Origin of the sequence: Dactylosporangium sp. McL0621 (assembly GCF_049995355.1) — a bacterium.
Taxonomy (GTDB): Bacteria; Actinomycetota; Actinomycetes; order Mycobacteriales; family Micromonosporaceae; genus Dactylosporangium.
Genome location: NZ_CP188259.1, coordinates 6,078,197 through 6,090,048, shown reverse-complemented (window position 1 = coordinate 6,090,048; position 11,852 = coordinate 6,078,197). Strand labels below are relative to the sequence as shown.

10 protein-coding genes are annotated in these 11,852 nt (G+C 70.9%); 3 read left to right on the top strand and 7 right to left on the bottom strand.

What is annotated here, in order from left to right:
* Positions 1-14: 14 nt before the first annotated feature.
* Positions 15-1,502, top strand: coding sequence for an FAD-binding monooxygenase (locus tag ACPPVO_RS28865; protein ID WP_426514282.1), 1,488 nt, complete (start codon positions 15-17; stop codon positions 1,500-1,502).
* 163 nt (positions 1,503-1,665) lie between these two features.
* Here ACPPVO_RS28865 and araA read toward each other — a convergent pair whose 3' ends face one another.
* The 7 genes from araA to ACPPVO_RS28830 are packed head-to-tail and all read right to left on the bottom strand — an operon-like array spanning position 1,666 to position 9,953.
* Positions 1,666-3,150, bottom strand: coding sequence for an L-arabinose isomerase (gene araA, locus ACPPVO_RS28860; RefSeq protein WP_426514281.1), 1,485 nt, complete (start codon positions 3,148-3,150; stop codon positions 1,666-1,668).
* Positions 3,147-3,806: an L-ribulose-5-phosphate 4-epimerase gene (locus tag ACPPVO_RS28855; protein WP_426514280.1), complete on the bottom strand. Its 660-nt coding sequence runs from the start codon at positions 3,804-3,806 to the stop codon at positions 3,147-3,149. Before ACPPVO_RS28855 ends, araA begins: the two co-directional genes overlap by 4 nt.
* Entirely contained in the window at positions 3,803-5,416 is a 1,614-nt protein-coding gene (gene araB, locus ACPPVO_RS28850) for a ribulokinase (RefSeq protein ID WP_426514279.1), read from the bottom strand. Before araB ends, ACPPVO_RS28855 begins: the two co-directional genes overlap by 4 nt.
* Positions 5,413-6,420 carry a galactofuranose ABC transporter, permease protein YjfF gene (gene yjfF, locus ACPPVO_RS28845; RefSeq protein ID WP_426514278.1) on the bottom strand — a complete coding sequence of 336 codons (1,008 nt, stop codon included), beginning with the start codon at positions 6,418-6,420 and terminating at the stop codon, positions 5,413-5,415. Before yjfF ends, araB begins: the two co-directional genes overlap by 4 nt.
* Complete coding sequence (locus ACPPVO_RS28840; protein WP_360371104.1) at positions 6,417-7,442, bottom strand: ABC transporter permease; 1,026 nt, start codon at positions 7,440-7,442, stop codon at positions 6,417-6,419. The genes yjfF and ACPPVO_RS28840 overlap by 4 nt, the downstream gene beginning before the upstream one ends.
* Complete coding sequence (locus ACPPVO_RS28835) at positions 7,439-8,941, bottom strand: sugar ABC transporter ATP-binding protein (RefSeq protein ID WP_426514277.1); 1,503 nt, start codon at positions 8,939-8,941, stop codon at positions 7,439-7,441. The genes ACPPVO_RS28840 and ACPPVO_RS28835 overlap by 4 nt, the downstream gene beginning before the upstream one ends.
* A 16-nt stretch (positions 8,942-8,957) precedes the next feature.
* On the bottom strand, positions 8,958-9,953 hold the full coding sequence (locus tag ACPPVO_RS28830) for an ABC transporter substrate-binding protein (protein WP_426514276.1): 996 nt from the start codon (positions 9,951-9,953) through the stop codon (positions 8,958-8,960).
* 306 nt (positions 9,954-10,259) lie between these two features.
* Here ACPPVO_RS28830 and ACPPVO_RS28825 point away from each other — a divergent pair, with 306 nt between their 5' ends.
* On the top strand, positions 10,260-11,246 hold the full coding sequence (locus tag ACPPVO_RS28825) for a LacI family DNA-binding transcriptional regulator (RefSeq protein ID WP_426514709.1): 987 nt from the start codon (positions 10,260-10,262) through the stop codon (positions 11,244-11,246).
* A gap of 27 nt (positions 11,247-11,273) precedes the next feature.
* Positions 11,274-11,669, top strand: a complete 396-nt coding sequence (locus ACPPVO_RS28820) for a carboxymuconolactone decarboxylase family protein (RefSeq protein WP_426514275.1) — start codon at positions 11,274-11,276, stop codon at positions 11,667-11,669.
* Positions 11,670-11,852 lie beyond the last annotated feature (183 nt).

Sequence of the window (11,852 nt, the reverse complement as noted above, 5' to 3'; positions counted from 1 at the left end):
TGCACGCTGCGTGCATGAAGCACAACGCAGTCGTCCTCGGCGGCAGCGTCGCCGGGCTCCTCGCGGCGGCCGCACTCGCGCCGCGGTACGACACCATCGAGATCATTGAGCGGGACGTTCTCCCGGCCGGGCCGCAGGCTCGGCGGGGGGCGCCCCAAGGGCGGCACGTGCACGCGATGCTGCCCCGCGGGCTCCAGGCGATCGAAGGCCTGCTGCCCGGAATCACCGAGCGGCTCGAGGCGGCCGGCGGGATGCGCGGCGACGTGCTCGGCAACGCGCGCTGGCACCTCAACGGCCGGACCTTGCGCCGGCGGGACATCGGCCTCGCCGCGATCACCGCCAGCCGGGCGCTCATCGAGGCCACGATCCGGGCCGCGGTCCGGGAACTGCCGAACGTCACCATCACCGACGGTCACGACATAGTCGGTTTTGCCGCGGGCCGGGCCGTGCGCATCACCGGGCGGCACGGGCAGGGCTCGCGGGTCGTGCCGGCGACGCTCGTCGTCGACGCCACCGGGCGCGGTTCGCGCATGCCGCAGTGGCTCGTCGCGCTCGGCGGGGCGGCGGCGCCGCGGGACGAGGTGCCGATCGACCTGCGGTACGCCTCGCGCGTGTTCGAGGGCGACCTGCTCGGCGACGCCCTCGTGGTCGTCACCGCGCGGTACCCGGGGCAGCGGCGCAGCTCGGTGATGCAGCGGCTCGAGGGCGGCCGCGTCCTGGTGACGCTCGCCGGGGTGCACGGGGAACGGCCGCCGGGCGATCCGGCCGGGTTCGCCGCCTACGCCGACACGCTCGCCGTCGCCGACACCGCCAAGGTCATCGCCGAGGGGCGGCCGGTCGGCGACGCGGTCCCGTTCCATTTTCCCGCGTACGTGCGGCACCGGTACGACCAGGCCGAGCTCCCGCCGGGCGTCGTCGTGATCGGCGACGCGGCGTGTGCGTTCAACCCCGTGTACGGGCAGGGCATGTCGGTGGCGGCGATGTCGGCCGAGCTGCTGCGCGAGGACGACGACCCGCGGCGCTTCCACGCCGGGCAGGCCCGGCTGCAGGAGGCGCCGTGGACCCTGGCCGTCGGCGCGGACCTGGCCCTCGACGGCCCGCCCGCGACCGGACCGTCGGCCGGACCCGCAACCGGACCATCGACCGGACCGGCGGCCGGACCCGCAACCGGACCATCGACCGGACCGGCGGCCGGACCCGCAACCGGACCGTCGACCGGATCGGCGGCCGGACCCGCAACCGGACCGTCGACCGGATCGGCGACCGGATCGGCGACCGGGCCCGCAACCGGACCGTCGACCGGGCCCACGACCGGGCCCGCCGCCGGGCCGGCGGCGATGCTCCGGGCGCTGCAACTGGCCGCGGTCGAGGACGCCGACCTGGCCGAGGCGTTCATCCGGGTGACGTCGCTCGTCGACCCGCCGTCGGCGCTCGGCGCGCCCTGGATCGCGCAGCGTCTGCAAGCAAGGCAGCGACCGCCGGAAGAGCAGAAGACCGCCTAGCGATCACGCGAAAAACAGAAAAACAGAAAAGCGAGCAGAGACCAGCACACCGCCGGCCCGCCACGGCGTTTCGCGCGAGACGGGCAGGCACGACTGTGTAGGCAGAAAGCACAGCGGCCGGCGTCCTAGGAACGGACGCCGGCCGCGCAACGAGCAGCAGGGCTCAGAAGCCGCGCGCCAGCCGGTAGTAGGCCGCGTTCCAGCGGACCTCCTTGGCGAACTGCCGCGCCGTGGTGTTCTGGTCGATGACCAGCAGCTCCGTGCCCACCATCTCCGCGAGGTCGTGCAGCTCCTCCACCCCGACCGCCTGCGACAGCACCGTGTGGTGCGGGCCCCCGGCGGTCAGCCAGGACTCGGCCGAGGTCGCGAGGTCCGGGGCCGGCTTCCACACCGCGCGGGCCACCGGCAGCTTCGGCAGCGGGGCCGACGGCGGGACGACCTCGATCTCGTTGGCCACCAGGCGGAACCGCTCCCCCAGGTCGGCCAGGCCGAGCACGACCGCCGGGCCGGGCGCGGCGTCGAAGACCAGGCGGACCGGGTCCTCGCGGCCGCCGATGCCGAGCGGGTGGATCTCGCACGACGGGGTGTCGGCCGCGATCGACGGGCAGACCTCGAGCATGTGGGCGCCGAGGATGACCTCCTGGCCGGGCGTGAGGTCGTACGTGTAGTCCTCCATGAACGACGTCCCGCCCCCCGGGACCATCGCCTTGAGGGTGCGCACGAGCACGGAGGTCTTCCAGTCGCCCTCGCCGCCGAAGCCGTACCCGTCGGCCATGAGGCGCTGCACGGCCAGGCCCGGCAGCTGCCGCAGCCCGCCGAGGTCCTCGAAGTTCGTCGTGAACGCCTTGTACCCGCCCGCCTCGAGGAACGAGCGCAGGCCGAGCTCGATGCGGGCGGCGTACCGCAGCGCGTCGGCCCGCTCCCCCAGCAGGGCCGACGCCACGCGGTAGGTGTCGGCGTACTCCTTCACGAGCCGGTCGACGTCGGCGTCCAGCGACGCGTCGACAGCCTCGACGAGGTCGTTGACGCCGTAGGTGTTCACCGAGACGCCGAAGCGCAGCTGGGCCTCGACCTTGTCGCCCTCGGTCACGGCCACGTCGCGCATGTTGTCGCCGAAGCGGACGAGCTTGAGCGAGCGCATCTCGGCGTAGCCGGCCGCGGCCCGGGCCCAGGCGCCGATGCGCTGGGCCACGCGCGGGTCGGACACGTGCCCGGCCACCGTCTTGCGGGGGACGCCGAGGCGGGACTGGATGTACCCGAACTCGCGGTCGCCGTGCGCGGCCTGGTTGAGGTTCATGAAGTCCATGTCGATGTCGGACCACGGCAGCTCGACGTTGGCCTGCGTGTGCAGGTGCAGCAGCGGGGTGCGCAGCGCGTCGAGGCCGGCGATCCACATCTTCGCCGGGGAGAACGTGTGCATCCAGGCGACGACGCCGACCACGTTCGGGTCGGCGCCGGCCTCGAGGCACACCCGCAGGATGTCGCCGGCCGAGGTGAGCACCGGCTTCCACACCACCCGCGGGCCCACGGCCGGCGACTCGTCGAGGGTCGCGGCGATCTGGCGCGACTGCGACGCCACCTGCTCCAGGGTCTCCGGTCCGTAGAGCCCCTGGCTACCGGTGAGGAACCAAATCTCGTGCGTCGTCATCGTGCGCCCTTCTGGCCGTAAACGTTCTGGTATCGGTCGAACAGGGAGTCGACGGCCTCGGCGGGCAGCCGCTCCACGGGACCGAGCTGACGGGCGAGGTGCATGGTGCGGGCCACGTCCTCGCACATGACGGCCGCCTTGACGGCGGCCTTGGCGGTCTTGCCGATGGTGAACGGCCCGTGCTGGCGCATCAGGACCGCCGGCGAGCGGTGCCCCTGGAGGGTCTCGACGATGCCCCGGCCGATCGCGTCGGAGCCGATGAGCGCGAACGGCCCGATCGGGATGTCCCCGCCGAACTCGTCGCCCATCGCCGTGATCGAGCACGGGATCGGCTCGCCGCGGGCGGCCCAGGCGGTCGCGTACGGGCTGTGCGTGTGCACGACCCCGCCGACCTCGGGCATGTGGGCGTAGACGTACCCGTGCGCCTCCGTGTCCGACGACGGCGCGTGGCGCCCCTCGACGAGCTTGCCCGAAAAGTCGGCGACGACCATGTCGTCCGGGGTCAGCTCGTCGTAGGAGACGCCGGAGGGCTTGATGACGAGCAGCTCCTCGCCCGGCACCCGGGCCGAGACGTTCCCCGCGGTCCACGTCACCAGGCCCCAGCGGGTGAGCTCGGCGTGCAGGGCGCACACCTCCTCACGAAGTCGCCGGATCACCGGGCGACCTCTTCCCGCAGCGTCCGCAGCCGGTGCAGCACGTCGTTGGTACCCCTTCCGAAGTAGTCGTGCAGGGTCACGTACTCGGCGTAGAGCCGGTCGTAGACGTCCGCCGCCGAGGAGTCCGGAACGTAGACCGCGCGCGAGACCTTGCCCATCGCCTCGGCCGCGGCCCGGATGTCGGGGTAGACGCCCGCGGCGACCGCGGCGTGCATCGCCGAACCGAGCGCGGGGCCCTGCTCCGAGCCGATGATCGAGATCGGCCGGCGCAGCACGTCGGCGTAGATCTGCATCAGGAAACGGTTGCGCAGCAGGCCGCCCGCCGCGATGAACTCGACGACCGGAACGCCCGAGGACTCGAGCGTCTCGACGATGGTCCGGGTGCCGAAGGCGGTCGCCTCGACGAGGGCGCGGTACACGTCCTCGGGCCGGGTGTGCAGCGTCTGGCCCACGATGACGCCGGACAGGCCGTGGTCGACGAGGACCGACCGGTTGCCGTTGTGCCAGTCCAGCGCCACGAGGCCGTGCTCGCCGGGCTTCTGGGCCGCGGCGCGCTCGGTGAGCTCGTCGTGGGACAGGCCGCCCGAGAGCAGCGTCTCGACGTACCAGCCGAAGATGTCGCCGACGCCGGACTGGCCGGCCTCGAAGCCCCACAGGCCCGGGATGATGCCGTCCTGCACGACGCCGCACATGCCCGGCACCTCGCGCAGCTCGGCGCCGCTCATCACGTGGCAGGTCGAGGTGCCCATGATGGCCACAAGCTGCCCGGGCTCGACCGCCTTGGCGGCCGGCGCGGTCACGTGCGCGTCGACGTTGCCGACCGCGACGGCGATCCCGGCCGGCAGCCCGGTCCAGGCCGCCGCCTGCTCGGTGAGCCCGCCGGCCCGCCCGCCGAGCGGGGCGAGCGGTCCGTCCACCTTGGACACCCAGTCGCCGAAGCCGGGGTCGAGCGCCTCCAGGAACGCCTTCGACGGGTAGGCGCCGTCCTGGTAGACGCCCTTGTACCCGGCCAGGCCGACCATGCGCGTCTCCACGCCGGCCAGCTGCCAGACGATCCAGTCGGCGGCCTCGATGAAGCGCTCGGCCCGCGCGTAGACGTCCGGCGCCTCCTCCAGCACCTGCAACGCCTTGGCCAGCTGCCACTCCGAGGAGAGCTTCCCGCCGTACCGCGAAATCCAGGGCTCCTGCCGGGAATGGGCGAGCTCGTTGATCCGGTCGGCCTGCCCCTGTGCGGCGTGGTGCTTCCACAGCTTCGGATAGGCGTGCCGGTCCGCCGGCAGCACCTCGCACAGCGGGGTGCCGTCGGCGAGCACGGGCAGGAACGTGCACGCGGTGAAGTCGGTCGCGATGCCGACGACGTCGCCCGGGTCGATGCCGGCCGCGGCCACCGCCTGCGGTACCGCGGTGCGCAGCACGTCGATCCAGTCCGACGGTATCTGCAGTGCCCAATGTGGAGGGAGGGGGTCCCCGGTCGCCGGCAGGGTGCGCTCGACGGCGCCGTGCCGGTACTCGTGGACGGCCGTGGCGACCTCGGCCCCGTCATCCGCCCGGACGACGAGTGCGCGCCCGGACAGGGTGCCGAAGTCGACGCCGACTACGTATTGGGTCATCTGCTACTCCGTGCGGTCTGTTTCCTGGTCACCGTCCGCTGCAGCACGATGAAGACGAACAGCAGCGCACCGATGAAAATCTTGGTCCACCACGAGCTGAGGGTGCCCTCGAACGTGATGATGCTCTGGATGAGCCCGAGGACGCCGATGCCCAGGACGGTGCCGAGCACGTAGCCGGACCCGCCGGTGAGCACCGTGCCGCCGATGACGACGGCCGCGATCGCGTCGAGCTCCATGCCCAGCGCGTTGAGGCCGTAGCCCGAGGGCGTGTAGAACGTCAGCAGCACGCCGCCGAGTGCGGAGCACAGCCCGCTGATGGTGTAGACGCCGATCCGGGTACGCCCGACGGGAAGACCCATCAGCAGCGCCGACTGCTGGTTGCCGCCGAGGGCGTAGACGTTACGGCCGAAGCGGGTGTACGCCAGGACGTAGGCGGCCACCGCGACGACCAGCAAGGCGATGACGACGCTCCAGGAGACGTGGAAGCCGCCGAAGCGCACCTTGTCGGAGGCGATCTCGTTCCAGAACTCGTTCGTGATCGGGATCGAGTCCGTGCTGATGACGTAGCAGGTCCCGCGGGCCAGGAACATGCCGGCGAGGGTCGCGATGAACGGCTGGATGTCGAAGAAGTGGATGATCGCGCCCATGCCGAGGCCGATGAGGCCGCCGACGGCGAGCACCACGACGAACACGACGCCCGGGTTGACGCCCTTCTCCAGCAGCGACGCGGCGATCATCGTGGTGAGCGCGACGACCGCGCCGACGGACAGGTCGATGCCGCCGGTGAGGATCACGAACGTCATGCCGACCGCGACCACGAGCAGGAACGCGTTGTCGATGAAGACGTTCAGCACGATCTGCGTGTCGTCGAAGCCCTCGTAGCGCACGACGCCCGCGCCGTACATGACGCACAGCAGGATGCCGGTCGCCATCGCGGGCTTGCGCAGCCACGCGGCCACGACCTGCTGCCAGTCGCGGCCCTTCACACTGTCCACTGTGCTCATGCCCCGACCTGCACCTTCTCGTCGGTCCGCACCGTCAGCGGGGCGGGGCGCCGGCGCTGGAACTTGGCGCGGAACTTCGGCGACTGCGCCAGGCACAGGACGATGACGACGATCGCCTTGAACAGCAGCGTCACCTCTGGCGGTACACCCACCGTATAGATGGTGATGTCGAGGGTTTTGATGATGACCGCGCCGAGCACCGTGCCGGCGATCGAGAACCGGCCGCCGGACAGCGAGGTGCCGCCGATGACCACGGCGAGGATCGCGTCGAGCTCGATGAGCAGGCCGGCGTTGTTGCCGTCGGCGCTGGAGACGTTCGAGCTGATCATCAGCCCGGCGACGGCGGCGCAGACCGCGGCGAAGACGTACACACTGAGGATCAGCCACCGCGACTTGATGCCCGCCAGCCGGGACGCCTCGGCGTTGCCGCCGACCGCCTCCAGCAGCATGCCGAGCGCCGAGCGGCGCACGAACACGGCGGCCAGCGCGATGACCGCGGCGGCGATGAGCACGCACACCGGCAGGGACAGCCAGTAGCCGGCCCCGATCATCTTGTACGGCCCGCTGTTGACCGTGATGATCTGCCCGTCGGTGATGAGCTGGGCGAGGCCGCGCCCGGCGACCATGAGGATCAGCGTGGCGATGATCGGTTGAATACCGATCGTGGCCACGAGGAACCCGTTCCATGCCCCGAGCACCAGTGCGAGGACGATGGCGACGGCGACCGCCCCGAGTACCCCCGCGACGCTGCCCTGGTCGCCGAGGTCGCTGATGCGCAGGCACGCGATGGCGCCCGCGATGGCGACGACGGCGCCGACGGACAGGTCGATGCCGCCGGTGGCGATGACGAGCGTCATGCCGAGCGCGACCAGCGCGAGCGGCGCGGAGTTGCGCAGGATGTCGATGAGGCTGCCGTAGAGGTGCCCGCCGCGCAGCTCGACCTTGAAGAACGTGTGCGAGAAGAAGACGTTCGTCACGAGCAGGATGACGAGCACGGCGATCGGCCAGATGAAGCGCTTCATGCGGTACCGCCTCCCTCGGCGATTGCGGCCATGAGCCGGTCCGTGTCGACGTCGTCGGTGTTCGCCAGCTCGGCCACGATCCGCCGGTCGCGCAGGATCGCGATCTTGTGGCTGAGCCGGAGCACCTCCTCGAGCTCGGCGGAGATGAACAGCACCGCCATGCCCCCGTCGGAGAGCTCGGTGACCAGCCGCTGGATCTCGGCCTTGGCCCCGACGTCGATGCCCCGGGTGGGCTCGTCGAGGATCAGCAGCCGCGGCTCGGTGATGAGCCAGCGCGCGAGCAGCACCTTCTGCTGGTTGCCGCCGCTGAGGTTCCGCACGGGCAGGTCGGGGTTGGCCGGGCGGATGTCGAGGGCCTTGATGTACTTGTCGACGAGCTCGTCCTTGCGCTGCCGGGACAGCGGCCGGGACCAGCCCCGCGCCGCCTGCATGGCCAGGACGATGTTCTCGCGCACCGACAGCTCCTCGACGAGGCCCTCGGTGCGGCGGTTCTCGGAGCAGAACGCGATGTCGTGCTCCATCGCGGTGCGCGGGCCGTGCATGGCGACCGGCTTGCCGTCGATGCTGAGCGAGCCGCTGTCGGCCTTGTCAGCGCCGAAGAACAAACGGGCGGCTTCGGTACGTCCTGAGCCGAGCAGTCCCGCCAGCCCGACGACCTCACCCTTGTGGATCGTCAGGCTGAACGGTGCGATGGAGCCGCTCCGGCCGAGCGCCTCGGCCTCGACCACCGGCTCGGCGTTGTCGAGGCGCCGCTTGGGCTGGTCCTCGAGGCGCTCGAGGATGGCCAGCTCCTTGCCGATCATGAGGCTGACCAGCTCCAGCTGCGGCAGGTCGGCGACGACGTGCTCACCGACCAGCCGGCCGTTGCGCAGGATCGTCATCCGGTCGCAGATCTCGTAGACCTGGTCGAGGAAGTGCGAGACGAACAGGATCGCCATGCCCTCGTCCTTGAGCTGCCGCATGATGCGGAACAGCTGCTTGACCTCGCCGGCGTCGAGACTGGAGGTCGGCTCGTCCAGGACGAGGACCTTGGCCTCGACGTCGATGGCGCGGGCGATGGCGACCATCTGCTGCACCGCGATCGAGTACTGCGACAGCGGCGCCGAGACGTCGATGTCGAGCTCGAGGCGGTGCAGCAGCTCGGCCGCCCGCTTGCGCATGGTGCCCCAGCGGATGTGGCCGAAGGTGCGGGGTTCCCGGCCGATGAAGACGTTCTCGGCGACCGAGAGGTTCGGGCAGAGGTTGACCTCCTGGTAGACCGTGCTGATGCCGGCCTGGGTGGCCTGCAGCGGCCCGGTAAAGCTCACCGGGGTGCCGTCGAGGACGATCTCGCCCGCGTCGTTGCTGTAGACCCCCGTGAGCACCTTGATCAGGGTGGACTTCCCGGCGCCGTTCTCGCCCATGAGGGCGTGGACCTCGCCTGGCAACAGGCGGAAGTCCACGTCCTGCAGGGCCATGACACCCGGGAACTGCTTGGTGATGCCGGTCATGGTCAGCATGGTTCAGTCAGACTCTTTAGTACTTGCGGTCCGGGAGGGCGGCCTTGGCCTGCTCGGGCGTGAACTCGCTCTCCACGGTCAGGATGCGGGGCTCGACCGACTGGCCCGCGACGACCTTCTTGGCGAGGTCCATGAGCTGAGGGCCAAGCAGCGGGCTGCACTCGACGATGTGGTTGATCTTGCCGGCGGCCAGGGCGGTCATGCCGTCCTTGACCGCGTCAACCGAGATGATCTTGATGTCGGTGCCGGGCTTCTTGCCGGCCGCCTCGATCGCCTCGATGGCGCCCAGGGCCATGTCGTCGTTGTGCGCGTACAGCACGTCGATCTTCGGGTTGGCCTTCAGGAAGGCCTCCATGACCTCTTTGCCCTTGGCCCGCGTGAAGTCACCGGTCTGCGACGCGATGATCTTCAGGTTGGGGCTGCCCTTGATCGCGTCGGCGAAGCCCGACTTGCGGTCGTTGGCCGGGGCCGAGCCCGTCGTGCCCTGCAGCTCGACGATGTTCACCGGGTCGGTCTTGCCCTTGTACTCGTTGACCAGCCAGTCGCCGGCCTTCTTGCCCTCGACGACGAAGTCGGAGCCGAGGAATGTCTTGTACAGCGTGGTGTCCTTGGAGTCCACCGCGCGGTCGGTCAGGATGACCGGGATCTTCGCGTCCTTGGCCTCCTTGAGCACCGTGTCCCAGCCGGACTCGACGACCGGCGAGAACGCGATGACGTCGACCTTCTGCGCAATGTAGTTGCGGATGGCCTTGATCTGGTTCTCCTGCTTCTGCTGCGCGTCGGAGAACTTCAGGTCGATGCCCGCGGCGGCCGCGGCATCCTGGATCGACTTGGTGTTCGCCGTGCGCCAGCCACTCTCGGCGCCGACCTGCGCGAAGCCCAGGACGATCTTCTTGTCAGCCTTGGGAGCGGTGCCGCCACCGGCATCATCGCTCTTCTCCCCGCCGCACGCGCCGAGCGCGCCGAGCAGGAGTACGCCGCCGACTACGGCAGCGGACCATCTCTTCAGCACTGCGTCTGTCCCTTCGGAGATAGCGTTAACGTTCACATCTACAGGCAGATGGCCACACGCCAGGGGTGTTCGGCGGTGACCCGGTGCCGCTTGTGGCCTGATTGCATTGGCCGTCGCGGTTGTATTTCGAGAGTGTTAGCGTTCTCATCCCGGGCGTCAAGTAGCGGCGACCGAGATGTTGCCGGAAGGAGACACTCCGTGGCTGCAGCTGTCATCGGGCCGGACCGCGGCCGGCGTGGTCCCGTTGCGCACACCGGCGCCGGTCCTGACCTGGACGCCGTCGACCCGCCGCTGCGCAAGGTGGGCATGCGCGACGTGGCCCGGCTGGCCGGCGTCTCGCACCAGACGGTGTCGCGGGTCCTCAACGATCTGCCGAACGTCAGCGCGGCCACGCGGGAGCGGGTGCTCGACGCCGTGCGGGTGCTCAACTACCGCCGCAACCTGGCCGCGCGCACGCTGGTCACGTCCCGCTCGCGCACCATCGGCCTGATCGGCTTCGAGACCACCCTGGCCGGCCCGGCGTCGATGATCTACGGCATCGAGAAGGCGGCGCGCGAGGCCGGCTACTACGTCAGCATCGCGACCGTACGCTCGCTGGAGCGCCACGCCGTGCTGGACGCGGTCGAGCAGCTGTGCGCGCAGGCCGTCGAGGGCATCATCGCGATCGCGCCGAAGAACTCGGTGGCCGACGCGCTGACCCAGGTACCGCTGGGCACGCCGGCGGTCGGCGTGGGCGGCGCCGACGACGGGTACGTGCCGATGCTGCGCGTGGACAACGTGCGCGGCGCCTGCATGGCCACGAGCCACCTCCTCGACCTCGGCCACGAGACCGTCCACCACGTGCCGGGCCCGGCCGACTGGCCCGAGGCGCGCGACCGCATCGACGGGTGGCGCCAGACCCTGCACGCGGCGGGCGCGCCGGTGCCGCCGATCGAGCCGGGCGACTGGAGCGCGCGGTCGGGGTACCTGCGCGGCCAGCACCTGGCCGCCGACACGCGCGTGACGGCGGTCTTCTGCGGCAACGACCACATCGCCCTGGGCGTGCTGCGCGCGTTCCACGAGGCGGGCCGCGCAGTGCCGGCGCGGGTGAGCGTGGTGGGCTTCGACGACACCCCGGAGTCGGGCTTCTTCCTGCCGCCGCTGACGACCATCCACCAGGACTTCGCCGAGCTGGGCCGGCGCAGCGTGGAACTGCTTGTCGCCCAGCTGACGGGCGCGCAACCATCGCAACCGGGCCCGGTTCACCTGTCGCCGCACCTGGTCGTCCGCGCTTCGGCCAACGCCGCCCCGTGAGTCGTTTGTACCTACTAGTATGTACGGATGAGCTTCGGATCTGAGCTGCGGCCCGCCGTATTCGACCGCGAGGCGGGCCGGCGGCTGCTCGCGGAGATGCAGGACGACGAGACGTACGAGGCGGCCATTGCGCCGCTGGAGGAGCTGGCGCCCGGCTTTCCCGACTGGATCGTGACGAGCCTGTTCGGGGGCACCTATCAGCGCCCGGGCCTGGAGCTGCGCGATCGGCAGATCGCGACCTTGGCCGCGCTGGCGGCGCTCGGGTCGGTGGAGCCGCAGCTGGTCGGGCATGTGCGTACGGCGCTGCGGATCGGGATGAGCCGCGAGGAGGTGGTGGAGGTGTTCGTGCATTTGGCGCCGTACCTCGGCACGCCGCGCGCTCTGGCCGCCTTGCGGTGCGTGCGGACGGCCTTCGAGGCATGACCACGACGATCCGCACGGCGGGCGCCGTCGCCCCTTGGTGGAGCACGGCGCGCGCCCACGCTGCTGTGCCGTCCGCGGCACACGCCCACGCTGCTGTGCCGTCCGCGGCACACGCCCACGCTGCTGTGCCGTCCGCGGCACACGCCCACACCGCTGTGCCGTCCGCGGCACACGCCCACACCG

Coding starts and splice junctions, on each gene's coding strand:
- ACPPVO_RS28865 (WP_426514282.1), top strand. CDS start 15: ATGAAGCACAACGCAGTCGTCCTCGGCGGCAGCGTCGCCGGGCTCCTC.
- araA (WP_426514281.1), bottom strand. CDS start 3,150: ATGACGACGCACGAGATTTGGTTCCTCACCGGTAGCCAGGGGCTCTAC.
- araB (WP_426514279.1), bottom strand. CDS start 5,416: ATGACCCAATACGTAGTCGGCGTCGACTTCGGCACCCTGTCCGGGCGC.
- yjfF (WP_426514278.1), bottom strand. CDS start 6,420: ATGAGCACAGTGGACAGTGTGAAGGGCCGCGACTGGCAGCAGGTCGTG.
- ACPPVO_RS28840 (WP_360371104.1), bottom strand. CDS start 7,442: ATGAAGCGCTTCATCTGGCCGATCGCCGTGCTCGTCATCCTGCTCGTG.
- ACPPVO_RS28835 (WP_426514277.1), bottom strand. CDS start 8,941: ATGCTGACCATGACCGGCATCACCAAGCAGTTCCCGGGTGTCATGGCC.
- ACPPVO_RS28825 (WP_426514709.1), top strand. CDS start 10,260: ATGCGCGACGTGGCCCGGCTGGCCGGCGTCTCGCACCAGACGGTGTCG.
- ACPPVO_RS28820 (WP_426514275.1), top strand. CDS start 11,274: ATGAGCTTCGGATCTGAGCTGCGGCCCGCCGTATTCGACCGCGAGGCG.